The 25,787-nt window shown below is 46.9% G+C and carries 24 protein-coding genes; 19 read left to right on the top strand and 5 right to left on the bottom strand.

The features are described 5' to 3' along the window. Positions 1-42: 42 nt before the first annotated feature. The 3 genes from QUA78_RS13430 to QUA78_RS13420 all read left to right on the top strand — a co-directional run bounded on the left by QUA78_RS13430 (position 43) and on the right by QUA78_RS13420 (position 6,800). A complete protein-coding gene (locus QUA78_RS13430; RefSeq protein WP_333302750.1) occupies positions 43-555 on the top strand; it encodes a hypothetical protein in 513 nt (170 codons plus the stop codon). A 367-nt stretch (positions 556-922) separates the two neighbouring features. Next, positions 923-1,705: a thioredoxin domain-containing protein gene (locus QUA78_RS13425; protein ID WP_333302748.1), complete on the top strand. Its 783-nt coding sequence runs from the start codon at positions 923-925 to the stop codon at positions 1,703-1,705. A 310-nt stretch (positions 1,706-2,015) separates the two neighbouring features. Beyond that, the gene (locus tag QUA78_RS13420; protein ID WP_333302746.1) at positions 2,016-6,800 is read left to right on the top strand and encodes a DUF4347 domain-containing protein; all 4,785 of its coding nucleotides are present in this window, start codon (positions 2,016-2,018) and stop codon (positions 6,798-6,800) included. A 257-nt stretch (positions 6,801-7,057) separates the two neighbouring features. On the opposite strand, the gene rpe is transcribed toward QUA78_RS13420, so the two are convergent. Continuing rightward, on the bottom strand, positions 7,058-7,759 hold the full coding sequence (rpe, locus tag QUA78_RS13415) for a ribulose-phosphate 3-epimerase (RefSeq protein ID WP_333302745.1): 702 nt from the start codon (positions 7,757-7,759) through the stop codon (positions 7,058-7,060). 98 nt (positions 7,760-7,857) lie between these two features. Between rpe and QUA78_RS13410 the strand changes: the two genes are divergently transcribed. The 4 genes from QUA78_RS13410 (at position 7,858) to QUA78_RS13395 (ending at position 10,546) form a co-directional block, all read left to right on the top strand. After that, on the top strand, positions 7,858-7,992 hold the full coding sequence (locus QUA78_RS13410; RefSeq protein WP_333302743.1) for a hypothetical protein: 135 nt from the start codon (positions 7,858-7,860) through the stop codon (positions 7,990-7,992). 10 nt (positions 7,993-8,002) lie between these two features. Then, positions 8,003-8,377 carry a hypothetical protein gene (locus QUA78_RS13405; protein ID WP_333302742.1) on the top strand — a complete coding sequence of 125 codons (375 nt, stop codon included), beginning with the start codon at positions 8,003-8,005 and terminating at the stop codon, positions 8,375-8,377. A gap of 104 nt (positions 8,378-8,481) precedes the next feature. Further along, complete coding sequence (locus QUA78_RS13400; protein WP_333302740.1) at positions 8,482-9,897, top strand: LCP family protein; 1,416 nt, start codon at positions 8,482-8,484, stop codon at positions 9,895-9,897. Between the two features lie 220 nt (positions 9,898-10,117). Continuing rightward, complete coding sequence (locus QUA78_RS13395) at positions 10,118-10,546, top strand: DUF202 domain-containing protein (RefSeq protein WP_333302739.1); 429 nt, start codon at positions 10,118-10,120, stop codon at positions 10,544-10,546. Between the two features lie 170 nt (positions 10,547-10,716). Here the strand turns inward: QUA78_RS13395 and QUA78_RS13390 are convergent, their stop codons facing one another. Next, positions 10,717-11,139 (bottom strand): DUF2809 domain-containing protein, encoded by a 423-nt coding sequence (locus tag QUA78_RS13390; RefSeq protein ID WP_333302737.1) that lies wholly within the window; start codon positions 11,137-11,139, stop codon positions 10,717-10,719. Between the two features lie 235 nt (positions 11,140-11,374). Here QUA78_RS13390 and QUA78_RS13385 point away from each other — a divergent pair, with 235 nt between their 5' ends. Further along, positions 11,375-11,860: a hypothetical protein gene (locus tag QUA78_RS13385; protein ID WP_333302736.1), complete on the top strand. Its 486-nt coding sequence runs from the start codon at positions 11,375-11,377 to the stop codon at positions 11,858-11,860. A gap of 66 nt (positions 11,861-11,926) precedes the next feature. On the opposite strand, the gene QUA78_RS13380 is transcribed toward QUA78_RS13385, so the two are convergent. Together QUA78_RS13380 and QUA78_RS13375 are read right to left on the bottom strand one after the other, a co-directional pair. Next, a complete protein-coding gene (locus QUA78_RS13380; protein WP_333302734.1) occupies positions 11,927-13,474 on the bottom strand; it encodes an ATP-binding protein in 1,548 nt (515 codons plus the stop codon). Then, entirely contained in the window at positions 13,471-14,154 is a 684-nt protein-coding gene (locus tag QUA78_RS13375) for a response regulator transcription factor (protein ID WP_333302732.1), read from the bottom strand. Before QUA78_RS13375 ends, QUA78_RS13380 begins: the two co-directional genes overlap by 4 nt. Positions 14,155-14,297: 143 nt before the next feature. Between QUA78_RS13375 and QUA78_RS13370 the strand changes: the two genes are divergently transcribed. Beyond that, positions 14,298-14,708, top strand: a complete 411-nt coding sequence (locus QUA78_RS13370; RefSeq protein WP_333302731.1) for a hypothetical protein — start codon at positions 14,298-14,300, stop codon at positions 14,706-14,708. A 158-nt stretch (positions 14,709-14,866) separates the two neighbouring features. Then, positions 14,867-15,982 (top strand): M10 family metallopeptidase C-terminal domain-containing protein, encoded by a 1,116-nt coding sequence (locus QUA78_RS13365; RefSeq protein ID WP_333302729.1) that lies wholly within the window; start codon positions 14,867-14,869, stop codon positions 15,980-15,982. A gap of 177 nt (positions 15,983-16,159) precedes the next feature. On the opposite strand, the gene QUA78_RS13360 is transcribed toward QUA78_RS13365, so the two are convergent. Beyond that, complete coding sequence (locus QUA78_RS13360) at positions 16,160-17,074, bottom strand: alpha/beta fold hydrolase (protein WP_333302727.1); 915 nt, start codon at positions 17,072-17,074, stop codon at positions 16,160-16,162. Between the two features lie 183 nt (positions 17,075-17,257). Here QUA78_RS13360 and speB point away from each other — a divergent pair, with 183 nt between their 5' ends. From speB to QUA78_RS13315, 9 genes are all read left to right on the top strand, one after another. After that, the gene (gene speB, locus QUA78_RS13355; protein ID WP_333302725.1) at positions 17,258-18,187 is read left to right on the top strand and encodes an agmatinase; all 930 of its coding nucleotides are present in this window, start codon (positions 17,258-17,260) and stop codon (positions 18,185-18,187) included. Positions 18,188-18,321: 134 nt separating this feature from the next. Continuing rightward, positions 18,322-18,879 carry a thioredoxin family protein gene (locus tag QUA78_RS13350; RefSeq protein ID WP_333302724.1) on the top strand — a complete coding sequence of 186 codons (558 nt, stop codon included), beginning with the start codon at positions 18,322-18,324 and terminating at the stop codon, positions 18,877-18,879. A 214-nt stretch (positions 18,880-19,093) separates the two neighbouring features. Next, the gene (gene modA, locus QUA78_RS13345) at positions 19,094-19,894 is read left to right on the top strand and encodes a molybdate ABC transporter substrate-binding protein (protein ID WP_333302722.1); all 801 of its coding nucleotides are present in this window, start codon (positions 19,094-19,096) and stop codon (positions 19,892-19,894) included. A gap of 70 nt (positions 19,895-19,964) precedes the next feature. Further along, entirely contained in the window at positions 19,965-21,785 is a 1,821-nt protein-coding gene (modB, locus tag QUA78_RS13340) for a molybdate ABC transporter permease subunit (protein WP_333398860.1), read from the top strand. Positions 21,786-21,875: 90 nt separating this feature from the next. Beyond that, positions 21,876-22,274, top strand: a complete 399-nt coding sequence (gene msrB, locus QUA78_RS13335; RefSeq protein ID WP_333398859.1) for a peptide-methionine (R)-S-oxide reductase MsrB — start codon at positions 21,876-21,878, stop codon at positions 22,272-22,274. A gap of 131 nt (positions 22,275-22,405) precedes the next feature. Next, positions 22,406-23,134 (top strand): UMP kinase, encoded by a 729-nt coding sequence (gene pyrH, locus QUA78_RS13330; RefSeq protein ID WP_333398858.1) that lies wholly within the window; start codon positions 22,406-22,408, stop codon positions 23,132-23,134. Continuing rightward, positions 23,121-23,669, top strand: coding sequence for a ribosome recycling factor (gene frr / locus QUA78_RS13325; protein WP_333398857.1), 549 nt, complete (start codon positions 23,121-23,123; stop codon positions 23,667-23,669). The genes pyrH and frr overlap by 14 nt, the downstream gene beginning before the upstream one ends. A 200-nt stretch (positions 23,670-23,869) precedes the next feature. Then, entirely contained in the window at positions 23,870-24,964 is a 1,095-nt protein-coding gene (locus tag QUA78_RS13320) for a geranylgeranyl reductase family protein (RefSeq protein ID WP_333301826.1), read from the top strand. A 368-nt stretch (positions 24,965-25,332) separates the two neighbouring features. Next, on the top strand, positions 25,333-25,785 hold the full coding sequence (locus QUA78_RS13315) for an NADAR family protein (protein ID WP_333301827.1): 453 nt from the start codon (positions 25,333-25,335) through the stop codon (positions 25,783-25,785). The last annotated feature ends 2 nt before the right edge of the window (positions 25,786-25,787 follow it).

Below are 25,787 nucleotides of genomic sequence, written 5' to 3'. Positions count from 1 at the left end.
AAGTAGACACAGAACTGTTGTGTAGATTGGAAGAGAGTTACCATGAGTAGCAGCGATAATTACAAGCGTCAAATCATGAGCGATTTGGCCCAGGGAAATCGAGAAATGATGCCGGAGACAACCGGTGAAGAGTACGAAAATTTTGACGATTTTGCTCAGAGAACTTCGCCGGATCAGCGCAAACAATTATTCGGGCGTTCTCTGAATCACGACTCCCTCCCGCCGGCTCAATTGGAACCGGAACTGCAAAAGGCGATCGCCCAAATTAAGCCAAACGAACTCGACGACGTAGCCCGCGAATTCTTCAAGCATTTGGGCAAGAGAGGATTGGACGATCGCACCTTGGAAAAGCAGCTAGGACTTTCTACCCACCACGCCAGCCGCATGAATGCTGACGATGTTACCAAGCTTGCCTCGTTTACCTATCACAATCACCCGGATATTTTCCGAGAAGTGCTGGCAGAACAGCCGAGTTTGATGAAGTTTTTGGGAAATCCAATTGTGGCGGGTATTTTGGGAATAGTTGCGGCTAAATGGCTCAACAACCGCAAATAGTCTCGGATTCACACAAGTTTCAAAGCTGATACTACGTGCAGCAAATAAAAGGACGATCGCTGGGGCGATCGTCCTTTTATTTTTTATATTTAGTCCCGTATAAATAACGGAACTCGCGTTTGTATTGCGGTCGTTCAAGTGGAAATAATATTATAATAAAACCCGAGAATTTAAATCTTAATTATTTAGTTTGTAGCTGTTCGGGTGATTGACACCCATTGCCAATTACCGACTACGAATTACCGATTACCAATTACTAATTATTGGCCACCGCTAAACATAGCTGCACAGCAGTCAACAGCGGTACACCTGACACTCCGCAAAATTAAATGTAGGATTAAGTGTTGCCGTGAATGAGAAATAAAAGATGAACCTATCCACTATTTGGCGAAAACTCCGCAGCCAGCAAGCCTTCTGCTTTGCTGCACTCCTGGCAGGTTGCCTTGTATTTATCGGTTGTTCCCCCGCGCAGTCAGCGGCTGGCAATTCAGTCGATCCCAAATTGAAAGAGCAAGTCTTGCAGGTTATCCGCGAAAACCCGCAAGCAATTTTAGAGTCGGTACAAGCGTACCAGCAACAGCAGCAGCAGTCTCTCAAAGCAGCGCAGCAGTCATTTTTGCAGGAGATGAAAACTAATCCCAAATCGGCGATCGGGGATGCTCCTAGCACGGGTTCAGCTTCACAGCAGATTGTACTTTTAGAATTCTCTGACTTTCAATGTCCGTTTTGCGCGCGCGCTTACGATACTGTCAAGCAGTTTATGGCAAAACACCAAGACAAAGTTACTTTAGCTTACAAGCATTTTCCCTTGACTTCAATTCACCCTCAAGCGCTGCCAGCAGCTAAAGCAGCTTGGGCTGCCCAACAGCAGGGCAAATTCTGGGAATATTACAGCGCTTTGTTTGAAGGGCAGAAAGAGTTAGGCGAGCCATTGTACGCATCGATCGCCCAAAAGCTCAATCTAAAATTAGATAAATTCAACAGCGATCGCAACAGCCCCGCTGCCGAAGCCGCCATTCAGAAAGACGTGCAACTCGCTCAACAACTGGGCATTGAAGGCACTCCCTTCTTTATTATGAACGGCCAAACTTTCTCCGGGGCGATCGAGCTTTCTGAGATGGAAAGCATTCTCGCTAGTATCTCGAAATAAGTAAGCCCACCTGAATAAACAGAACAGAGCCCCGACTTCTTTAAGAAATCGGGGCTGTAATTCGCGATCGGGTTGATAGCTATATTTACTGACTAATTTTTACGATTGGGAACAAATTTGCTCTAAGTGTTGTCTTAGTAAGATTCTAAACTGCTTATGACTTAAGCATTATATCTTGCCTTTTACAAGCTTTCCCAAACCTAGCTAGTGGATTCAAATGATTATTTGTCAATACTAATTTGAATTCTTTTGGTAAGACGATCGCCGCTTTTAAGCTCCATTTCCTTTGCATCTACGAGGAAAATCGATCATGGAAAAAATTACGCAAATAGTTGTCATTGACCCAACCGTTGAAGATTATCAAAGCCTTGCACCAAGCGCCGAACCAAGGAAAGAGATATTTATACTCGATCGGGCGGGGGATGGAGTCGAGCAAATTACAGAGTTATTAGCTAGCTACAGCGATCTGGACGCTGTTCACATTGTTTCTCACGGCGGGCCTGGAAATTTGCAACTGGGGTCAATTCAGCTAAATTCTGACAACCTAGACGAATATGGCGATCGACTTCAGCAGTGGAAAAAGGCTTTAGCCCCTAACGCCGATATCCTCCTGTACGGTTGCAACGTGGCGGCAGAAATCGCCCCACCGATAGCGGGGCGATCGTTCTTGCAACGCCTCAATCAACTCACAGGTGCAGACATCGCTGCTTCCAAAAACCTGACAGGAAGTGCTGCATTAGGCGGTGACTGGGATTTAGAAGTAACAATTGGTTCGATTGAGACCGCTTTGGCATTCACCCAAGAGGCGATCGCAAATTACGATCGTGTTTTAGTTTCTTTTGGAGTCACCAGCACCAACGACTCCGGCTTAGGCTCGCTGCGAGATGCGATTACCCAAGCCAATGCTAACGCAGGCGTAGATACTATTGACCTGACTGGCATTACGGGCACAATTACCCTTGCGACGACGCTGCCAACTATTAATGAAAGCGTCAGTCTGAACGGCCCAGGTGCAGTTAACTTGACAGTTAGCGGCAACAGCTTAGTGCAGATACTTAACACTAATACCGGCCCTGTTAGCATCTCTAACCTCACCTTTGCTAACGGGACTGGCGGCATTAATAACGGCTTCGGCGTTACCCTGAACCTTACCAACGTTAACTTTTCCAGCAACAGCGCTGGAGCAGGCGCTGCCCTCTTCAACAACAGCGGTACAGTCACAATAACCGGTTCGACCTTTACTGCCAATACAGTCAACAGTTTCGGTGGCGGCGCGATCAGGCAGGGTGGCGGTATTTTAACCATTGTTAACAGCACTTTCACCGAAAACACAGCGACGGCAGCTAGCCAAGGCGGAGGTGCCATCCTGATCGATAGCGGTACAGTAAACATTACTGGCAGCACGTTTAGTGGCAATAGTTCGCAAAACACCGACGGTGGCGGCGCGATTTACCACCGAGGCGGGAGCGAACTGTTAAGCATTGCTGACAGCACTTTCACTAACAATATTTCGGCGGCTGATGGCGGTGCGATCAGAAACGATGCCCAGCCATTAAGTGTCACCAGCAGCACGTTCAATGGCAACCAGGCCGCACAAAACGGCGGCGGCATTGTCAACAGCGGCGCGGCAACGATTACCAACAGCACGTTTTCTGCGAACACGGCAACTAACTTTGGCGCGATCAGAAATGGCGGTACGCTGGATCTGAGAAGTAGCACTCTTACTCTCAATAGTGGAACTAACCAAGGCGGCGGCATCTTCAACACCGCTACAGCAAACATTCGCAACACCATCATTGCTGGGAATACGGCTCCGTTAAACCCCGATGTAGACGGCACATTTACGAGTGAGGGCAATAACTTAATTGGCAGCGGTACTGGTGCTGGCTTCACAAACGGTGTTAAGGGCGATCTAGTAGGCACTGCTGGCACTCCCATCAATCCGAATCTCGGAGCACTGGCAAATAACGGCGGCCCTACGCAAACCCACGCGCTGAATGCAGGTAGTTCCGCGATCGATGCGGGTAACAGTGCGATCGCACCTGCTACGGATCAGCGTGGGTTAACTCGGCCTTCTGGCAGTGCTGTTGACATCGGTGCTGTTGAAGTACAGCAGATTGTGAGCATCACCGCGTTCGATAATTCAGCCTCGGAAAACCCGATCGACACAGGCACTTTCCGCGTTAGCCGCAGTGATAGCACAGTCGGTAATTTGACCGTGAATCTCGCCATTGATGGCAGTAGTAACGCTGTTGCTGCTGACTACAATCTGGGCAGTACCTTTCCCGTCACTATTGCCAACGGGCAGAGCTTTGTGGATGTGATTCTCACCCCGGTTGATGACGCTATACCGGAGTTGGCAGAGACGCTGCAATTGAATTTGGGAAATGGGAATTATACGATCGCACCGGCCAGCAGCAATGCTACGGTGACTATTGCAGCCAATGACTCGATTGCTTATGCGATCGCACTCACAAATCCAGCGACAGGTTCCTTAATTGAAGGCAACTCCGGCACTCAACCCGTCACTTTCACCGTCACTCGCAGCGGCGGCACGGGGGTAGCGAGTACAGTAAATTATGCGATCGCTGGTACCGCGACCAACGGCGCAGACTACAATAATATCAATGCTGCGGGGGCTACTAGCGCCACAGGGACGATCGCCTTTGCCGCCAACGAAACAACTAAAACTATTGCTGTGGATGTCTTGGGCGAAACCGCAGTTGAACCTGACGAGACAATTACCGTCACCCTCAGCAACCCAAATTTGACCGCAGCGCCGGAAAGTTCGACTGTCACCACAAACACCGCCACTGCTACCATCACCAATGATGATATTCCTAGTATCTCGATCGATGATGTACTTGTTACCGAGGGCAATACGGGTACTGCTAGCGCCATTTTTACCGCCACTCTCTCAGCAGCTTCTAGCTTGCCCGTCACCGTTAATTACGCCACCTCAGACGACGGTACTGCTAACACTGCTGATAGCGATTACACGGCGGCCACAGGCAGCGTCACCTTCAATGCCGGGGAAACGACAAAAACCATTACTGTTGCTGTCAACGGCGATTCTAAGTTTGAAACTGACGAAACATTTAACGTCAACCTCAGCACCGCTGTCAATGCGACTATTACTAAAGCGACGGGCATAGGTACGATCGCAAATGACGACTTGGAGTCACCGACACCGACGCCAACTCCGACTCCAACTCCGACGCCAACTCCGACTCCGACTCCAACTCCAACTCCGACTCCGACGCCGACTCCAACTCCGACTCCAACTCCGACGCCGACACCAACTCCGACTCCGACTCCAACTCCGACTCCAACTCCGACGCCGACTCCAACTCCAACTCCGACTCCGACTCCGACTCCGACTCCAACTCCGACTCCAACTCCGACTCCGACTCCGACTCCGACTCCGACTCCAACTCCGACTCCAACGGAAACTCCGACTCCGACTCCAACTCCGACTCCAACTCCGACTCCGACTCCGACTCCAACTCCGACTCCAACTCCGACTCCAACTCCGACTCCAACTCCGACTCCGACTCCGACTCCGACTCCGACTCCAACGGAAACTCCGACTCCGACTCCGACTCCGACTCCAACGGAAACTCCGACTCCGACTCCAACGGAAACTCCGACTCCGACTCCAACTCCAACGGAAACTCCGATTCCGACTCCAACGGAAACTCCGACTCCGACTCCAACTCCAACGGAAACTCCGACTCCAACTCCAACGGAAACTCCGACTCCAACGGAAACTCCGACTCCGACTCCGACTCCAACTCCGACTCCAACTCCAACGGAAACTCCGACTCCAACGGAAACTCCGACTCCGACTCCGACTCCGACTCCAACTCCAACGGAAACTCCGACTCCAACTCCAACGGAAACTCCGACTCCAACTCCGACTCCGACTCCAACGGAAACTCCCACACCAACGCCAGAAACTCAAGACGAAGATTGCATTTGCAAGCAGATAACCTTTCCCAGCCAGACTGCTATTCGCGGCCCCAACCAAACAAATAGCACCACCAACGGTACAGAAAGTGACGACTTTCTGGAGGGTTCGATTACCAATGACAATATCGACGGCTTAAATGGTAACGACTTGGAGGTTGGCTTCACTGGCAATGACAATATTTATGGCGGATCTTACCTCAGCATTGATCTAGGAAATATAGGCATTCTTCCCTCTGCCCAAGATAGCGACGTGCTGTTTGGCAATGAGGGCGATGATTACCTCAACGGGGGTGCTAAAGATGATTTAATTTTTGGGGGGAAGAACGAAGATGTTGCTTACGGTGGCAAAGATGACGACATTATTTTTGGAGACAAACAGAGCGATACTTTAATTGGCGATGAGGGTAATGACACATTATACGGTGGTACTCTTAACCCTTTAGACATCGATTCTACAGGTCGCGATTTGCTATTTGGCCTCAGTGGCGATGATTACCTGAACGGGCAAGAAGCCGAAGATTCCCTTTCTGGCGGTAATGGAAACGATACAGTGCGTGGCGGCAAGGGTGATGATTTGGCCCTAGGAGACTTGGGCAACGACGTGCTGTTTGGGGATGAGGGCAGCGATACTCTCTGTGGTGGCGAGGGAGAAGATACTATGTACGGGGATATTGGCAGCCCTCTGGCGATCGGCTCCGCTGGCGGTCAAGACCAGATGTGTGGTGATTTGGGCAACGATTTGTTATTTGGCAATGAAGGTCAGGATACCGTCAACGGTGATGCTGGAAACGATACTCTTTATGGCGGCAAGGATGAAGACAGTTTACTGGGTAGTGCTGGGGACGATTGGTTATTTGGAGATGAGGGGAATGATACTTTGATTGGAGGTACTGGGGACGATCGATTTATCTTAGGTATCGACAACGGCCGCGAGACTATTTTAGACTTTCAAGATGGTCGCGATACGATCGGCTTGACAGGCGGTTTAAGTTTCTCGCAACTGAGCATTACTGTTGAAAATAATTCAACTTCGATCCGAGTTACCAGTTCCGGTCAACTGTTAGCAACTCTCAGCAATGTGTCAACAGGGCTGATTAATGTTGCAGATTTTGCAATCCTGTAAGTAGTTCAACCAAATGATATCAAGTCCGATTGCATCTTGCATCAGACTTGATATGAGTCAAAATATACGATCGCCTTTTTCAAAATTTAATTTTCTGTGAACTAGATGAGCTTACTTATTAAGTCGGGCGATCTAACCATCATAAGTTTGTAGTGAGGTTCAGTCCTTTCTTAAATCTTTGAGCCAATAAGGACTAAAGTCCTCACTACAAACCACTTTGATTATCGGTAATTCGCCGGACACGATCGAATCTTTGATTAAACCGCAGCCAACTCAGGAGTCGGGCGCTTGCTGTGGCGGATACCCTCGATCGCCCCTGCGTAATCATTCGCCTTAAACACAGCAGAACCAGCGACGATCGCATTTGCGCCCGCTTCCAGCACCTGCCAAGTATTGTTCCCCTTCAAACCGCCATCTACCTCAATCCAAGGATCGAGGCCCTTGTCGTCGCACATTTTGCGCAACTGGCGAATTTTTGGCAAAACAGCCGGGATAAAACTTTGACCGCCAAAGCCCGGATTGACGCTCATAATCAGCACCAAATCGCAAAGTTCCAGCACGTACTCGATCAACTCCAGCGGCGTCGAAGGATTCAGAACCACACCAGCCATTTTGCCCAATTCCCGAATTTGGCCGAGGGTGCGGTGCAAGTGAGGCGAAGCATTGTGTTCCGCGTGAACCGAAATAATGTCAGCACCAGCCTTAGCGAAGTCCTCGACGTACTTCTCGGGCTCGACAATCATCAAGTGGACATCGATCACCTTGGTAGTAACGGGGCGAATTGCCTCAACAATCAGCGGCCCGATAGTAATATTAGGAACAAAGCGACCGTCCATCACATCTACGTGAATCCAGTCAGCCCCAGCTCGATCGACAGCCTGAATCTCTTCTCCGAGACGGCTAAAATCGGCTGATAATATGGATGGAGCAATAACGATTGATTTTTGGGATTGGGTCATGGCTAAGTCTGTTCTCCTGTCTGCTGTGCTGTATCCAGTTTATCAAAATACGGGTCTCCGGGTCGAAAAGTTGCCAACGATCGGTCGCGGGTTCGCGAATGCCTAAAAATTTTGCCTCTGACAGACAAGTTTTGCGATCGCACCAGCCCGGCTCTCGGAATTTTGGTTTAGGATATAAATTTTCCCTCCAACAAATAACTTTTGTGCAAAATCTCACCTTCTGCAAATTTTGAGTACCGAATTATGAAAACAACAGATCCCTTAGACAATCCTGAACTCGATCGTGCAAGTCTGTTTGTATTAATGATCCCAGTCATCGGGTTTTTCCCCGCCCTGTGGACTCTTTACCGCCGTCAGGGCAGCCCCGAACGCAAAGCCGTCAGCCGCTTGGCAATTGCCCTTGCTTTTAGTTGGCTCTTAGGACATATTCTTTTAGAAGCTGGAGCGATTTCTGCGGAATCTCCGACACTTCCCATGTTATTAATGAGTAGCCTGCTGACAACCAGCTATTTCATCGTTGCTCTGGGACTGATGGTTCGCCTCTGGAAGCGTCAACCGCTATGGTTGCCCGGAATTAGCCGCGTAGCGGAGCAAGTGGTGGGCAAACATTTATCATAATTTAGGGTTCTTTTAAGCCCCTACCGTATTGATTGATTGCGTCTTCAGCTTGATACTACATATTGCCATTATCTTTTTTATTTTTGTTGTGTGTGAGGAAGCCAGTGCCAGCTCAAAAAATTCCTAATCAAGACCCTATCCAACAATCAACTGCTCAACCTGCAACCAAAAAATCTTCCCAGCCCCATCGAGGCCGTTGGCTGGGTTTTGGTTTTGGTTTGGCGGGAGTAGCCATGCTCTCAGCCACAGCCGGAGCGTTGCTAGCGGTGTCCCTTTCCACAACGCCGCTTCAGCAACAAAAGTTGAGTCCTGAAGAAGCGGCGGTATTTTCTCAAGGCGACATGGCAAAGCTCAACATGAAGATGCCGGAGCTGACTCGCCCAGTTAATATTTTAGTTTTAGGACTTAAAGTTCTGAGTTCAGACCTCGACGGCCATCCCGATAAGGAGCAGGGATACGAGGTCTGGCAAAACTCTTTCAAGGGGTTAACCGATACCATGCTGTTGGTTAGGTTTGACCCTCAAAATAAAAAGTTAAGTGTGCTTTCCATTCCGCGAGACACCCGCACCTATGTTGAAGGCAGGGGTGTCGTGAAAATCAACGAAGCCAATTACTACGGGGGCCCAGCTTCGTCAGCGAAGGCAGTCAGCGGACTCTTGGGCGGCGTGGGAATTGACCGCTATGTCACAGTCAATATTCAAGGCATCAAAAGTTTGGTAGATGCACTTGGTGGCATTACTATTAATGTCCCTAAAGACATGAAGTATACCGATGAAAGCCAGCATTTATATATAAATTTAAAGGCTGGCAAGCAGAAACTCAACGGCGAACAAATCGTGCAATATTTGCTTTACCGGCACGACGATTTGGGCGATATCGGGCGGGTACAGCGCCAGCAATTGTTGATGCGGGCTTTTGTGGAACAGGAAGTTAATGTAGGTTTGCTGTCTCGCTTGCCGAAGATTTTGTCGGTGATTCAGTCTCACCTTGACACCAATTTGAGTATAGAAGAATTGGTGGCTTTAGCTGGTTTTGCTACTCAAACCGATCGCGCTGGCGTGCAGATGTTGATGGTTCCCGGCAAATTTAGCGATTCTAAGGACTACAAGGCAAGTTTTTGGTTGCCAGACCAATATGCGATCGAAACTCTGGTGTCAGAACATTTTGACTTCGGTCAGGATAGCTGGACAATTGAGAATGCTGATGCAACTTTTCTGAAGGTAGCGATTCAAGATAGTACCGGAGATCCATCTGCAGTTGAAGATTTTGTCAATACTCTGACTCAAGCCGGTTATCGAAATGTTCAGGTTTATAAAGCTTGGCCAGAACCGCTGGAGGTAACTACTCTAGTAGCTCAAGACGGCGATATTAAAGGTGCTCAAGCGATTCGCCAGTTTTTGGGTTTTGGAGACGTGCTGGTTGAGAGTACCGGTTCTTTGCAGTCGGATGTGACAATCAGATTGGGCAAGGATTGGTTGGAGAAAAAGGCTCAGTCCGGCGGTGCGGCTAAGTCTTTTTAAACGGGGTTTTAACCGAGGTATTTTTAGGGACACAGCATTGCTGTGTCCTCTTCTTTTCTGTTGGTAGAGATGGAGGCGATCGCTTTTTTGTCGATTTACTGATACTATATTTTTTGGTGATGATGAATCACGATCCCAATACCGATACTTCCCTCCGCAATCACAAGTGAAACAATAATCTACCAGGGAAATTTTAAGATATTTTATAAAGGTAGGGTTGATGAACAAGGGTGCTAAAATAGACCGACAGCGCGAACATCAGGCAAATGAACGCACGTTTCTTGCATGGTTACGAACTTCAATCGGTTTAATTGGTTTTGGGTTGGCGATCGCTCGATTCAGTTTATTTCTGCGTCAATTTCAAGCTACAGTGACTCAGCAAGAAGTTTCCTCCCCTCCCTTCTTCAACTCCGAAACTTTAGGGCTGAGTCTGGTCGTTTTTGGGATTGCGGTCATTCCCTTAGCAGCATGGCGTTATAATCGAGTTTTCTGGCAAATTGAGCGAGGTGATTATCGCCCAAATCGTGTGCTAGTTTGGATTATGACTGGAACTGTGATGATTTTAGGAACATTAACTATTCCGTTGTTGCTGTGGCGAGCTCGCGGAAATATAACTCCCACTTCAACTCCTAAAAATTCTCAATTCTAAGTTAACCCGATCGCTTAGAATTGAGTGAAAATAACCGCAACCATATCATTAAGCTTTTGTGCATCTAGATTGTCTATGGTGTTCGAGAGATGGGGAGAGGGTTCGATGGGGAGAGCATTTGACGATTTTCGATCGGGTCATCAAAATATACAATTAAAATGCAGTACAACTTACAAGCGGAACCAAGTCAAATGAAGCCACCGCACCCACAACCAACCTAGAAAACTCCCCACAAAATAAGAGATAAAATCTGACCAACTAAAGTGATTTCCCAAAATCAGCCTTCCAGGTAAAGTAGCTCGCATTGCTTGTAAAAACGGAGGTGTCCACAGTTGGAGAAACTCTACTCCGCAGGTAGCTAGACACACAGCTACAGCCGCCCTAATTTGCGAAAATCGCGGCAATATCAGAACTACCAGCAAAATCCAAAATACCTCATAAGCTATGCTCCCAAAAGAGTCGTTGAACCATTCCGGTGCAGGGCCGCGAGAAAATCTCACTAGGTAACCTAAAGGGATAATCACGATTATACTGATGAGCAGGGCAATTCGATATTTTAAAAAACGGTGATGGCGAGATATTGGGGAAGTCATTAAATTTGAGACAAGTTTTTTGGTTCACTTTAACGCTTTTGCTGTAGTATGGATTCTACTCCCAGAACAGTGACATGAGATGAATAATTACATCGATCTTTACTGCGAACGTACCACGCCTGGTTTATGGAGTGAACCACTAAATGCTCTATCTAATATTTCTTTCCTCATTGCAGCATGGGCTATTTTTCAATTGACTCGGCGACAGCAAAAAGTACCCACCGGTATTTAGATATTGATTACTTTAGCCACCTGTATTGGTATTGGAAGTGCCCTATTTCATACATTTGCGACACAATGGGCGAGATTACTAGATGTGATTCCTATTATGCTCTTTCAGCTTGCGTTTTTATGGCTCTATAGCCGTCAAGTAGTTAGGATGAAATATGGATATGCAGGAGGATTGCTCGTAGGATTTTTATTTGCCAGCAACTTCAGCAATAAATTTACAAATGTTCTCAACGGTTCTCTTTCTTATGCTCCTGCATTTTTAGTATTACTAGGGCTTGGACTATATCACTATCAACAGCAAAAACGTGAGCCATTTATTCTATTAGCAGCATCCGGGGTATTCCTGTTAGCCCTTTCATTCCGAACTCTCGATCGGGAAATTTGTCCTTACTTTTCAACTGGCACTCATTTTATTTGGCATCTTTGTAATGGCATTTTGTTGTACTTATCAGCAAGAGCATTAATCCTAAACAGACCTATGATGGACTAGGGCTCTCTTAACTTTAAAAATCAGAATTAGCCAAAGTCTTAGCCAAGCTGCTTGACTGCTATAATGTTAATCGCGATCGCCCACAGGTAAGCTCAGTATAAACCCTGTTTGACCAAGTATGGCAGCATCTAGTTGAATATCGCCGCCGTGAGCCCGTGCGATTTCCCTTGCTAAACTTAGCCCCAATCCCGATCCTTCGATTTTTTGGATCTGTGTGGAGTCGCCGCGATGGAAGCGCTCGAAAATACGATCGCGCTCCCTCAAAGAAATATCTTGAGAGCTATTGACAATTTTGACAATTACTCTTTTTCCCTGACAGTTAGCCTGTAACCTGAGCCAACCCTTCGGTAAATTATATTTAATCGCATTACCAACTAGATTTTGCAAAACCTGCACCAGCAAATCGCGATCGCCCTTGATATATAAATTAGGAGCAATTGCCATTTGCACATCTAAATGCGGTGCTAGCAGTTCCATGTCTTCGGAAATTTCCGATAGCAAAGCCGACATATTCACCTCAACCGAATTTAAGTTCATGCGTCCGGCATCAGCTAGAGAAAGTAAGAGAAGTTTACGGGTAATTTGACTCAAACGGCGCACTTCATCCAATAAATTACTCAGGGTTTGCTGCACCTCAGAACCAGATTCAACTTGATGCAAAGCCCGTTCTAGTTGGCCTTGCAAAATGGCCAGCGGAGTCTTCAGTTCATGGGCAGCATCTCCACTAAAACGAGAAGCTTGTTTAAAACTTCGCTCCAGACGTTCTAACATCTGATTGAACACAAAAATTAATTCTACAAACTCTATATCCGTTGAGCCGTCAGGGACGCGCCGATCGAGCCCTTGTACGGTAACATTGCGAATTGCCATCGTGAGTCGCCCAATGGGATATAGAATACTCCGCGATATCAACCACGCTCCACCTGCTACGAATAACAGCACTACGGGAATAGAAAATAGAAAGATATTGCCAATCGATGCCATTTCCCGATCGATCGCTTGTAAATTAACAGCGATCGCTATTTGAGTCTGAGGAGAATGAATCGCGCCCACACGCCAAACTGCCCTGCTAGTACGCTGGGTTGCTAGTTTAGCTTTGAAAACTCGAGGAAAATTCGGTCGATCGAATTGAGGAGGTCGATCGCGCGGGGGTCTTCTTTCTCTCGGTGACAATGAATCCGGTCGATCGGGAGGTGGTGGATAGGGTCGATCGGGTGGATGTGGTGGAGGGGGAGGTTCTAATTGAAAAGGTATTCTGGCAGGATCGGGAGGGGGTTGGGGCAGCGATCGCCATAATGAATTAGCATCAAGTCCATCTTGCCACTGGCTCGATCGGTAGAGCAAATTACCATCTCTATCAGTCACCAGCAAAGCCGCGGTTGTTTCCCCATCATTCATGCCCAAAACTGAGGGCAAAGAATCACTATAAACATCCCATTGCGTCGATTGCGGGCGGGTAGATTGGATTAACTGATTCTTGATTTCAGCATCAAGACGTTTGACCTTAGCATCGTAAATCAACCACCACGAAACAATACTAAAGCCAATCAGAGCAACACTTGCCAGAACAGCAGATAATAGAGTAATCCGAAAGCGAAAAGATTGCAGTTTCACGATGGGGAATCTGGTTTGCGAAACCGATAGCCAACGCCGCGCACGCTCTCAACCCATCCTGTACCGCCGATCGGTTCAATTTTCTTGCGAATGCGTTGAATACATACATCTACGACATTCGTATTCGGATTAAAATCATAACCCCAAATATGTTCGAGGATTTGGGTGCGGGTGAGTACCCTACCGGGCGATCGCATTAGATATTCCAAAAGATTAAACTCGCGGGTTGTAAGTTCTACCGCATGGCGATCGCAAGTGACTTCTCGCAAAATGCGATCGAGCTTAACTGGGCCAACACTCAAAATATTTTGGCGATCGCCAGAAGCACGCCGCACCACAGCATAAATCCGAGCAACTAACTCCTCAACAAAAAACGGTTTAGCTAAATAGTCATCAGCACCGAGATGTAACCCTTCAATGCGATCGTCTAGTTCATTGCGAGCAGTTAATAAAATCACGGGTACGTTGCGTCCAGCCTTTCGCAGATGTTTGAGAATAGATAATCCATCTTTTCCCGGCAATACAATATCCAGGACGATCGCATCGTACTCATTATCCATCGCCCGCCCGTAGCCATCATTGCCATTATCGCAATAATCCACAACAAAGCCTTGTTCTTTCAAGCCGATACAAACAAAATTGGCAATTTTTTCTTCATCTTCAACGTATAGAACATTCATAGATTTACCTATTCGGTTGCGATTATACCGCCATCAGAGATTTACTTAAATTACAAAACTGTAATCCATCCGCAGTGTTGCAGGTAATGTTTGGGGATTTTGATGTAGCTATAAACATTTTTGGGTCGGCGATCGTAACTATCATGAAAATTGCTTCAATGCTCGCATTACCTGCTACAGCGTTGCTGCTGGGATTTAGCAGCTTGACTTTCCCCGATCGGACTACAGCTAATTCTAATACTGTACTAGCCCAGAGCCAGCCCGAACCCAGTCAAGAGCGCAGACATCCGCCCCGTATAGATTTTCCTGCTGCTGCCAAACAATTAGGAGTCACCGAAGCCGAGTTAATCGAAGCTTTGGGCCTACCCGCCAAACCGCCGGAACCGCCAAGCGAAAATAATCGCCCGCCCAGCCCACCGCCCCGTCCTCGTTTAGATATTCCCGGTGCAGCGAAAAAGTTGGGAGTCACCGAAGCAGAGTTGATTAAAATTCTGGGCATTCCACCGCGTCCACCCGGCGATCGTAATTTACCTCAAAATTCGGAAAAACGCTAATTTCTTCACATTACAAAACTGTAATCCTAGGACAGGGATAAATGTCATATTCCACCAGCTTAATGATTGTAGAGACTAAATCAAAGGCCGATTGAGAATTCATTTCTTTAGCCTGACAACTGCTTCAAACTTAGAAAATAAAACCGGGTAATTACATCATGCCAGCACTATTTCCTAATTCAATCAATGCACCGGGCAATCCTCCCCAAAATCAAGGCGCAGCGGGCAACCAACCTCCCCAAAATCAGACCGCAGCGGGCAATACTCCAGGGCTAAATCAGACTGCAGCGGGCAATCTTTCTCCCCAAAATCAGGCCGCAGCGGGCAACCAACCTCCCCAAAATCAAGGCGTACCCGGTAATCCTCCAGGGCAAAATCAAGGCACAGCGGGCAACCAACCTCCCCAAAATCAAGGCGTACCGGGCAATCCTCCTCCCCAAAATCAAGGCGCACAACTTACGAATTCTGCTTTACCTCCCCAAAACCAAACTCCACCCCCTCCGCCAGCTAACAGTATTAGCACCACAGCAGGAAACGACAATATTACCGGAGATAGTTTAGATAACTTTATCCTAGGCAGTAGCGGCACAGATACCATAACTGGAGGATTAGGCACAGATACAATTAGCTATCTTTCCCTGGGTAGCGGCATTACCATTGAGGCTAAAGGTATTGTAGATAAAGGCGCAGCAGGTACAGATACCCTGCAAAATATAGAACAAATAATTGCTCCTTTAGGACAGAGTAATACCATCGATGCTTCTACAGGTAGCGGCACAGCTTCTATTAATGTGGATTTGTCGCAAAATCGCTTGGCAGTTAACAATCTACCCGGTATCGGCACTCTGAATTTTACGGTAGAGAATTTCGTTAATGTCACAGGTACTCCCAATGTAGATGTCCTTACCGGAAACATCCAAAACAATTCTTTAGTAGGAGGAGATGGTAACGATACGCTCTCAGGTTTGCGTGGCAATGATACGCTAATTGGAGTAAACCCCTTGAGTGCTACACCGGGAAGCAATGATACGGATGTGCTGATTGGTGGTCGGGGTAGAGATATTTTTGTTCTCGGTGATGCTACCAAGACATACTATCAGGGAACAGGAGTTGCACTGATTCAGGATTTCCAACAGGGAATCGATCGCATTCAGTTAAGTGGGAATCTTTCCAATTACAATATAGTTGGTAACTCCATCAATTTGGCTGGTACATCTGACCAAATTGCTGTAATTCAAGGTGGCTTTACTCTTGATAGTTTCATATTCGTGTAATATCAATTCCGGCTGAACTCCTCATGATACCGAGGACACGGCAGTGCCGTTTCCCTACCCAAAATAATATTGTAGGGACACGGCAGTGCCGTCTTCGTATGAGACCTAGGACACGGCAGTGCCGTTTCCCTACTCAAAATAATATTGTAGGGAAACGGCACTGCCGTGTCCTAATTTCTAATTTTCTGTAAATACCGATCGCTCTTTAATCCAATCGAGTAAAATAGGATTGACCAATTCCGGCGCTTCATCTTGGGGACAATGACCTACGCCTTCCAGCGCAATAAACTTTTCAACAGCCGGAAACTTTGCCAATTCTCGCCCCAATGCGATCGGCTCCCAAGGGTCGTCCGTACCCCACAAAATCAAAGCCGGACAGCTCAAACGAGGCAACAAATCCTCCGGTAGCGGCCCTTGAGAATAACTGATAAAAGCTACAAATACTTCGACTGCGCCGCTATCTTTGGCAGGTTCCAGCAGCATATTTACCAGTTCGTCGGTGACAGCTTCGGGACGGTGATAAGCTTGCAAAAGCACTTTTTTTACTGTTTTTGGCGTTGCTAATTGTTTAAAAAATAATTGACTTATCCACTTGACATTTAAAATTTTTTGTGCAATTGGCGCTCCAAAACTGCGATACCAAGGCATTTCGGCGCGTTTGCGATCGTGCAGCAACCGCAGGGAACAATTGAGTAGAATTACGCCAGAAGCAATATCGGGAAAATCCACAGCCGCTTGCATTATTGCCACACAGCCGATCGAATTTCCGACCAAAAAAGCCGGCCCGCCCGCAACTTCCCGACAAAAATCAGCAATTAGCTGTCCCCAAGTTTCAAAAGTATAGTCAATCTCAAGTTTGGGCGCGGGTTTAGCAGAACCGCCAAAACCGATGAGGTCGATCGCGTAACAGCGGCAATCAGCAGCCAGGGCCGGCAAATTCTTGCGCCAGTGGCCCCAAGACGCACCGAAACCGTGGACGAACACCACCGCAGGTCCCTGCGAACCCGCAGCCTGGTAGCAAATCGGAAAGCCTTTCCACAGCCAAGTTTGAGGTGCAGCAACTGTTGACGAAGTGGGAGTAGAAGATGTCATGCGATTTTAGATTTTAGATTTTAGATTTTAGATTGGGCATGGGGCATGGGGCATGGGGCATTGTTAGCTGCTGACTGCTGACTAATGACTAATGACTAATGACTAATGACTACTTTGCAGTTAGAGCCGATATTATGTCACGATTAAACCTGCTGACTTCTTTGCTGTATTAAAATTTCCCTTATGCCAACGATCGTTTCCACTGCCGTCGTACCGTTTCTGGGGTCGGAAATTGTACCAGACTACGACACCGCCAAAGTAGTAATCTTACCCATTCCCTACGAAGCTACCACCACTTACCGCCGGGGGTGCGAAAACGGGCCGGCGAAACTTCTAGAAGCTTCTCATCAACTCGAGTGCTACGACGAAGAATTGGATTCCGAAGTTTGTTACGATGTCGGAATTTATACAAAAGAGCCGATCGCCGATACCCGCAACAGGCAACCAGTTTCATCCTCAGAAATGCTGCAAGTCACTCAAGCAGCAGTCTACCAGCTAGTTACCGAAAATAAATTTGTGATCTCCCTCGGAGGCGAACACAGCATCACTGCAGGCGTTGTCGAAGGTTATCGCCAAGCGTACCCGGATGAACCTTTCACAGTCGTGCAAATCGACGCCCACGGCGATTTGCGGCACGAGTACGAAGGCTCGATTCACAACCACGCCTGCGTGATGCGGCGTATTGTCGATATGGGCTTACCGACACTGCAAATAGGGATTCGCGCTATCTGCAAGGAAGAAGCCGACTTGATTAAAGCCAAACAGCTAAACGTGATTCGAGCTCGCGAAATTGCTACTCAACCGGATTGGGCCGATCGGGCAATTGCCAGCATCACAACTAAGCGAGTATTTTTGACGATCGACTTAGACGGCATCGATCCGACTTTAATTCCAGGGGTTGGCACACCGGAACCGGGCGGGTTAAATTGGTATTCCCTCACCGGATTTTTGCGCCGCGTCTTCGAGTCCTACGAAGTCATCGGCTGTGACATTATGGAATTGGCACCTGTTGTAGATTCTGTTGTTTCGGAATTTACCGCAGCCAAATTAGCGTACAAAATGATTGGGTATCAAGCTCTGGCTCAAGGTTGGCTAAAACAGGGCGAGGAATAAACGGGTAAGTATGAGTTAAAATTGGCTGCGGGCAAGGCTAGAATTAAGACAAAGCCCAAAAACAGCCAATTTTATAGATACCAGGAGTTTCATCTTTCTTTCGTTGCAAATACCGATCTTCATATCCTTAAAAGATGAGTTTACTAATGGAAACAACCGGCACTCCGATTAACGGCTACGCTCCCGATTTTGAACTGCCGGGAGTTGACGAAGAAGTTCACCATTTAGCTCGCTATTTAGAAAAATATCGAGCTATTGGGGTGATATTTATGTGCAATCACTGTCCTTACGTGAAGTTGTATCTAAATCGCCTGAAAGAACTTCAAGCAGAGTTTCAAGATCGAGGTGTTACTTTAATCGGGATTAATGCTAATGACGCAAATCAATATCCTGAAGATAGTTTTGAGAATATGAAAACTTTTGCGGCTGACAATCAACTCAATTTCCCCTACATCCGAGATGTTGCTCAAGATGTGGCTGAAAGTTTTGGGGCTTCTAAAACACCGGAAGTTTTTTTGCTAGATCGAGATGGCAAATTGCGCTACAAAGGTTTGATTGACGACAATGCTGACGATTCAGCAGCAGTGCAGATGTCTTATTTGCGAGGTGCGATCGCCCAATTGCTCGACAGCGAACCCGTAGAACCCGCGACTACCGAATCGATCGGCTGTTCTATCAAATGGCGATCGTAGTCATTAGTCATTAGTTGAAAGGTGCGTCTGTTGTGAGATTGTTGGTTTGTATCGAAAATAAAGGTAACTGACGCACCCTACTTCATTATGGTAGGGTGCGTCAGGTTTTACATTCTCAATTTGCACGAAAAGTCGAGTCCTGACGCACCATTTATCGGAAGCTGCTGTAAGCTATACTTCTCGATCGCCCTATAAAAAATTAGAACATAGCCCTATGAAAAAAAAACGCATCCTTAACTTAATTGTAGCAGCCGTCGTGGCAATGACACTACTAATTACTTGGAACTTGTTTCAAAGCATTCCTCCAGTCATAGCACAGCAGCAAACCTCCTTAACAGTATCCGCAGCTATCAGCCTCTCACAAGCTTTACAAGAACTCAAAACAGTTTATCAGACCAGCAATCCCAAAGTTAAGATTACTTATAATTTCGGTGCTTCCGGCGCTCTCGCACAGCAAATTCAGCAAGGAGCACCGGTAGATGTATTTTTCAGTGCCGCTACCAAACAAATGGATGCTTTGCAGCAAGCTAATTTGCTGATTAACGACACGCGGCGCAATTTGCTGACAAATCGCCTGGTTTTGATTACTCCTAAAAATGGCATAGTTTTGAGCGATTTCAAACAGTTGACAGATGCCAAAATCAAGAAAATTGCGATCGGCGAAACGAAAAGCGTACCTGTCGGTCAATACGCTCAGGAAATGCTAACTAAGCTTGGATTGTGGCAGCAACTCCAGCCAAAATTAGTGCTAGGAAATAACGTCCGCCAAGTGCTGACATTTGTCGAAAGCGGTAACGTTGATGCCGGTATAGTTTACACGACTGATGCCAAAGCATCGGACAAAGTAACTGTGCGACTAACGGCTGCCGAAAATTTGCACTCGCCCATTGTTTATCCGCTGGCAGTTATCAGAAACAGCCGCAATCCGGCTGCTGCGAAAGCGTTTGTTGACTTTTTGGCGGGCGATCCAGCTAAAATAGTATTTCAGAAATACGGATTTGGCATAGTTCGATAACTAACTAATTATGAATTTTTTACCGCTGATGAAAGCAGATAAGCGCTGATTAACGCGGATTTATTTATAGATGGAATTTGATATTTCTCCGCTCTGGATATCTCTAAAATCCTCCGCTATTGCGACATTTATCACCTTTTTCCTGGGAATAGCCGCCGCCCGGTGGATGCTTTCAACTCGCATCAGAGGTAAAGCTTTGATTGAAGGCATTTTCATTTCTCCCTTAGTTTTGCCGCCGACAGTAGTTGGATTTTTGCTGCTGATGCTGTTTGGGAGAAATGGGGCGATCGGTCAATTCTTGCTACAATTCGACTTAACTATAATTTTCACTTGGCAAGCCACCGCCATTACTGCCACAGTTGTATCATTTCCCCTCATGTACAAAACTGCTTTGGGAGCTTTTGAGCAAATTGATGCCAATCTTCTCAACGCAGCCCGCACTTTGGGAGCATCGGAGTGGCAAGTCTTTTGGCGGATTATGTTGCCGCTAGCATGGCCGGGAATTTTAGCAGGAACTATTCTCGCATTTGCCAGGGCTTTGGGTGAATTCGGCGCTACGTTGATGTTAGCGGGGAATATTCCCGGACAAACTCAAACTATCCCGATGGCAATTTATTTTGCTGTGGAAGCTGGGGATATGAGGCAAGCTGGTATTTGGGTTTTGATTATTCTGAGTATTTCTCTGAGCGTGCTAACTACTGTTAATTTTTGGACGGATTTACAAAAAAAATCGCCCAAACCGAATTCTAGCCAAAGACTGCAATCAAATCTTCCTAAAGTCGCGTCTACTTTTACCACAAATTTCCAAAAAAAACAACCGAAAAGCGGACTTTGTTTAAGCATTTTTAAACCTCTCTCCAGCTTTGCCTTGGATGTCGGTTTCGATATCGGCCCGGAAGTGCTGGGAATTTTGGGCGCGTCGGGTTCTGGTAAGAGCATGACTCTGCGCTGCATCGCCGGTTTGGAAACTCCAATGAGCGGTAAAATTGCAGTCAATGGCAGGGTTTTATTTGACTCAGCACAGGGTATTGATGTAGCTTCTAAAGACCGCCGCATCGGTTTTTTGTTTCAAAACTATGCTTTATTTCCTCACCTGACCGTTGCTCAAAATATTGCGTTTGGCTTGCAGCATTTATCTGAAAGCGAGCAAAAATTTCGGGTAAAAGAACAGCTAATTTCGGTGCAAATGTCGGGACTGGAAAACCGCTACCCGCACGAACTTTCGGGGGGCCAACAGCAGCGGGTGGCTTTGGCTCGGGCGATCGCCCCTTCTCCCGATTTGCTGCTGTTAGACGAACCGTTTTCTGCTTTGGATACTCATTTGCGGAGTCAACTGGAACGCGAGTTAATGCAGACTCTGGCTAATTACCGAGGCATTACTTTGTTTGTCAGCCACAATTTAGAGGAAGTTTACCGGGTGTGCAAAAATCTGTTGGTGTTAGCCGAGGGAAGGCCGATCGCCTTTGATACCAAGGAGAACATTTTCGATCGCCCTGGCAATTTCACTGTCGCCCAGTTGACTGGCTGCAAGAACTTCTGTGCCGCTAAACCGATCTCCGTAACTCTCGTGGAGGCGATCGACTGGGGCTGTACTCTGACTGTAGTCGAACCAATTCCCAAATCTCTAGTTTCTGTGGGAATTCGGGCTCATCAACTGAGTTTTGTTAGCGGGTGCGATCGCGAAAATACTTTTGCTTGTTGGATCGCCTCGACTGTGGAAACTCCGCACCGGGTGACATTATATCTCAAATTGCACTCGCCTCCCAATGATTCCCAAGATTATCACTTACAAGCCGAAGTTTTCAAGGAAAAGTGGAGGGCTATTAAGGACAATCCTTTTCCCTGGTATGTTCATTTCGAGCCAATTAGGTTAATATTAATGGAAGCCTGAGTTAACTAGCAATATACCGTTAACCGTCAACACTCAACAGTTAACCGTCAACACTCAACAGCTAAATACATCTTAACCAAACATCAAATCATGACTGAACAAATTAAAAAAACCGACGCAGAATGGCAACAGCAACTAACGCCTGAACAGTTTAAAGTTGCCCGCAAAAAGGGAACAGAAAGAGCTTTTAGCGGCGAATATCACGACAACAAAAAGCCCGGAATTTATAATTGCATTTGCTGCGGCACAGAGCTATTTAAATCAGAAACAAAGTTCGATTCCGGTACCGGTTGGCCGAGTTTCTACGCTCCCGTTAGCGAAGAAAATGTCAAGTGCGAGTCGGATAACACCTTGTTCATGCGCCGAACAGAGGTACTGTGCGCTGTTTGCGACGCTCATCTCGGTCACGTATTTAACGACGGGCCCAAACCAACCGGTCAGCGTTACTGCATGAATTCTGCTGCTCTTAATTTTGTCCCCAAGGATTAAATTTAGTCAACCGTTCTCAGTCAACTGTTCTGGAACAGGCTTTTGGGTCTGTTCTGGGTAATTGATGTTCAAAATGCACCCATGCTGCTATCTTATGGTGGAGGCAAACAGAGTAAAAAAATAGTGGCGGCATGGGGATGGTTTATCAGCGGGTTTTGCTGAAGCTCAGCGGTGAAGCGCTGATGGGCAGCTTGGGCTACGGCATCGATCCGGTAGTCGTTCAGTCGATCGCCCAGGAAGTGGCCAAAGTCGTGTCCGAAGGCATTCAAATCGCGATTGTTGTCGGTGGCGGCAACATTTTTCGCGGGGTGAAAGCTGCTTCGGCAGGGATGGATCGGGCAACGGCTGATTATGTGGGCATGATTGCTACGGTGATGAATGCTATCACTTTGCAGGATGCCCTAGAACAAGTAGGAGTGCCAACGAGGGTGCAATCGGCGATCGCCATGCAAGAAGTAGCTGAACCCTACATCCGGCGGCGGGCAATTCGCCACCTCGAAAAAAAACGAGTAGTGATTTTTGGTGCCGGTTCTGGCAACCCTTTTTTTACTACTGATACTACAGCCGCTTTGCGGGCGGCTGAAATTGATGCAGAGGTGATTTTTAAAGCTACTAAGGTAGATGGGGTCTATGATTCCGACCCCCACCTCAACCCCAACGCGCGCAGGTATCAAACCCTCACCTATGCCCACGTCTTGAATCAAGACTTGCGGGTGATGGACAGTACCGCGATCGCCCTTTGCAAAGAAAATAATATTCCTATTATGGTATTTGACCTCTCGGTGTCGGGCAACATCTACCGAGCTGTAATGGGAGAATCTATTGGAACTCTTGTCGGAGGTTTTTGTGAAGTTAGCTGAAGCAGAAGATCATATGCAAAAGGCAGTTGAGGCTACTCAACGGTCTTTTAATACTATTCGGACGGGACGGGCAAACGCCTCCCTCCTCGATCGAGTCATGGTAGACTATTACGGCTCTCCAACTCCGATCAAATCCCTTGCCAATATCGGCACGCCGGATGCGACTACGATCAACATTCAACCGTTCGATCGCACAGCACTCAGCTCGATCGAAAAAGCGATTTCCCTGTCAGATGTAGGACTCGTTCCCAACAACGACGGTTCAGTTATTCGCTTGAACATTCCGCCGCTGACAAGCGACAGACGCCAAGAATTTGCCAAAATGGCCGGGAAGTTTGCTGAAGAAGGTAAAGTTGCAATTCGCAATATCCGCCGCGATGCCGTTGACTCGATTCGCAAGCAGGAAAAAAGCAGCGATATCTCTAAAGATGAATCGCGGGACTTGCAAGATAAAATTCAAAAGCTGACGGACAAGTACATTGCCAAAATAGAAGAAGTTCTAGCAGCGAAAGAGAAAGATATCACGACCGTTTAGGGAATGGGAAATTGGGCATGGGGAATAGGAATAGTTTAGAGATTGCCGAGAGCCAACCGCGAACAACGCCCAGACGCTCGAAGAGTGGTGATTTGTGAGTTAAAAACTCAATATTTAACACTCATAAGTTACCAATTACCAGTTACTAATTCCCCATTCCCCATAACCAATTACCCATAACCAATTACCCATAACAAAAAATGTTTGATTGCATTATTGTCGGTGCAGGCCCGGCAGGCAGCACAGCAGCTTATCACCTGGCAAAGCAGGGACGTTCTGTTTTGGTACTAGAAAAAGCGTCTCTGCCCCGTAATAAACCTTGTGGCGGCGGCGTTTCTCCGGCGATAGCCCAATGGCTGGATTTTGACCTGAGGACAGCTATTTCTCTGAAAGCTAACAAAATTAGTTACACCTGGAAAATGCAAGACCCGGTGAAAGTTGAGATAAACTCGCCAATGTGGATGGTACAGCGAGATGTATTTGACGATTTTTTAATTAAACAAGCTCAAAAAACAGGTGCGGAACTTAGAGACTCTACAGAAGTCAAAGGGATTGAGTTTAAAAATTCTATTTGGGAAGTTAAAACTAACTCTGAACCGGTTTCCGGCCGCTATTTGATTGCGGCTGACGGTGCCGGCGGGCCGATGACTAAGTGGCTCAGATTGAAAGAACCAAAACTCTGTTTGAGCGCAAGTTTAGAAACTCGCTCAATCAAGGGCGATTCGCTCAATTTCGATTTTGGTACTATTAAAAAAGGTTTTATTTGGAGCTTTCCCAAAGCTGAGGGCTACTCTTTGAGTATTGCTGCGATGCGCGGCGACAAGCCAAAAGATATCAAGAAAATTTTGGCCGACTACGCCACTAAGTGCGGTGCGGATGTTAGTGTCAGCAACGTGCGGGAACACCCCATGAGTCTGTGGGATGCCGATCGAAAATTGCACTCGCAAAATGCCCTGCTTGTAGGAGACGCCGCCAGTCTCGCCGACCCCCTCTCCGGTGAGGGGATTCGGCCTGCGATTTTTAGCGGCTTTAAGGCCGCTCAGGCGATCGATCGAGCTCTTGGAGGTGCCGGCGACGCTAAGGAGCAGTATACTCAAACGATCGTCCAAGAATGGGGAACTGATATGGTTTGGGCCAGTCGCTTGGCTAGAGCATTCTATCAGTTTACAGGAGCTGCTTACAGAGCGGGCGTCAAATTGCCGATCGCTACTGAGTTGATGAGCAAAATTTTGTGCGGTGAACTGCGTTATGCTGATATCGCTAATCGCGCTCTTAAAAAGCTGATGCCGTTTTAGGACGAAGAAAGAAGGAAAAAGGAAGATTCTTAAATCCCAATTCCTTATTCTTCATTCCCAATTCTTAATCGTTAATTTAAAAATAGGAATTACGCACTATTCCTCAGAAAGCCAGTTGATTCCTAGATTTTTTGTGGCCAAGCCCAACTTTTTCCAAGAAACGGGGTTCAAAAGCGTAACTCCTATTTTAAATAAAGTCGATGCGAGGTTTTTTTAATACAAGCCCCGCGCTGCTTATAGAATCAAGCTCAAATACTCTTGGGAAAAAGTGGTTTGATACGTTAATAAGAGCGCGGTGAGGTGCTTTAGGCGCACCATGAATAATTACATTCTACCTAAATCCTGTAAAATATAAAATCTCAAATCTAATGATAATTTATTTTTATAAAGTAGAGGAGCCTTACGGCTGCTTTTCTAATTTTTCACTACACGACATTAGTCTGCACGGTCAAGATTGGTTGACTGTGGAACATTACTATCAAGCGCAAAAATTTGTCAGCACTGATGAAAGACTAGTGGCGACGATTCAAGCCGTAGCAACTCCCCAGGAAGCCGCCAAATTAGGTCGCGATCCCAACCACCGGATTCGCGATGATTGGGAAGCGGTGAAAATTCCTATTATGCGCGAAGCAGTTTTAACTAAGTTTCTCGCTCATACAGACATTCAAGCTATTCTCCTCGCCACAGGGGATCGAATGATTGTCGAGGATTCGCCAACGGATTACTACTGGGGGTGTGGCTGCGACCGAACTGGTCAAAATCATTTGGGTAAAATTCTGATGAGCGTGCGCAAGGAAATTAGTCAGCGCCTTGCGGGCTGATA

Source organism: Microcoleus sp. K4-B3 (assembly GCF_036704615.1).
Lineage (GTDB): Bacteria > Cyanobacteriota > Cyanobacteriia > Cyanobacteriales > Microcoleaceae > Microcoleus.
This window is presented reverse-complemented; position numbering and strand designations above follow the sequence as displayed.

What these genes read in the sequence shown, in the direction of transcription:
- QUA78_RS13430 (WP_333302750.1), top strand. Translation starts at nt 43, where the DNA reads ATGAGTAGCAGCGATAATTACAAGCGTCAAATCATGAGCGATTTGGCC.
- QUA78_RS13425 (WP_333302748.1), top strand. Translation starts at nt 923, where the DNA reads ATGAACCTATCCACTATTTGGCGAAAACTCCGCAGCCAGCAAGCCTTC.
- QUA78_RS13420 (WP_333302746.1), top strand. Translation starts at nt 2,016, where the DNA reads ATGGAAAAAATTACGCAAATAGTTGTCATTGACCCAACCGTTGAAGAT.
- rpe (WP_333302745.1), bottom strand. Translation starts at nt 7,759, where the DNA reads ATGACCCAATCCCAAAAATCAATCGTTATTGCTCCATCCATATTATCA.
- QUA78_RS13410 (WP_333302743.1), top strand. Translation starts at nt 7,858, where the DNA reads ATGCCTAAAAATTTTGCCTCTGACAGACAAGTTTTGCGATCGCACCAG.
- QUA78_RS13405 (WP_333302742.1), top strand. Translation starts at nt 8,003, where the DNA reads ATGAAAACAACAGATCCCTTAGACAATCCTGAACTCGATCGTGCAAGT.
- QUA78_RS13395 (WP_333302739.1), top strand. Translation starts at nt 10,118, where the DNA reads ATGAACAAGGGTGCTAAAATAGACCGACAGCGCGAACATCAGGCAAAT.
- QUA78_RS13390 (WP_333302737.1), bottom strand. Translation starts at nt 11,139, where the DNA reads ATGACTTCCCCAATATCTCGCCATCACCGTTTTTTAAAATATCGAATT.
- QUA78_RS13375 (WP_333302732.1), bottom strand. Translation starts at nt 14,154, where the DNA reads ATGAATGTTCTATACGTTGAAGATGAAGAAAAAATTGCCAATTTTGTT.
- QUA78_RS13370 (WP_333302731.1), top strand. Translation starts at nt 14,298, where the DNA reads ATGAAAATTGCTTCAATGCTCGCATTACCTGCTACAGCGTTGCTGCTG.
- QUA78_RS13365 (WP_333302729.1), top strand. Translation starts at nt 14,867, where the DNA reads ATGCCAGCACTATTTCCTAATTCAATCAATGCACCGGGCAATCCTCCC.
- QUA78_RS13360 (WP_333302727.1), bottom strand. Translation starts at nt 17,074, where the DNA reads ATGACATCTTCTACTCCCACTTCGTCAACAGTTGCTGCACCTCAAACT.
- speB (WP_333302725.1), top strand. Translation starts at nt 17,258, where the DNA reads ATGCCAACGATCGTTTCCACTGCCGTCGTACCGTTTCTGGGGTCGGAA.
- QUA78_RS13350 (WP_333302724.1), top strand. Translation starts at nt 18,322, where the DNA reads ATGAGTTTACTAATGGAAACAACCGGCACTCCGATTAACGGCTACGCT.
- modA (WP_333302722.1), top strand. Translation starts at nt 19,094, where the DNA reads ATGAAAAAAAAACGCATCCTTAACTTAATTGTAGCAGCCGTCGTGGCA.
- modB (WP_333398860.1), top strand. Translation starts at nt 19,965, where the DNA reads ATGGAATTTGATATTTCTCCGCTCTGGATATCTCTAAAATCCTCCGCT.
- msrB (WP_333398859.1), top strand. Translation starts at nt 21,876, where the DNA reads ATGACTGAACAAATTAAAAAAACCGACGCAGAATGGCAACAGCAACTA.
- pyrH (WP_333398858.1), top strand. Translation starts at nt 22,406, where the DNA reads ATGGGGATGGTTTATCAGCGGGTTTTGCTGAAGCTCAGCGGTGAAGCG.
- QUA78_RS13320 (WP_333301826.1), top strand. Translation starts at nt 23,870, where the DNA reads ATGTTTGATTGCATTATTGTCGGTGCAGGCCCGGCAGGCAGCACAGCA.
- QUA78_RS13315 (WP_333301827.1), top strand. Translation starts at nt 25,333, where the DNA reads ATGATAATTTATTTTTATAAAGTAGAGGAGCCTTACGGCTGCTTTTCT.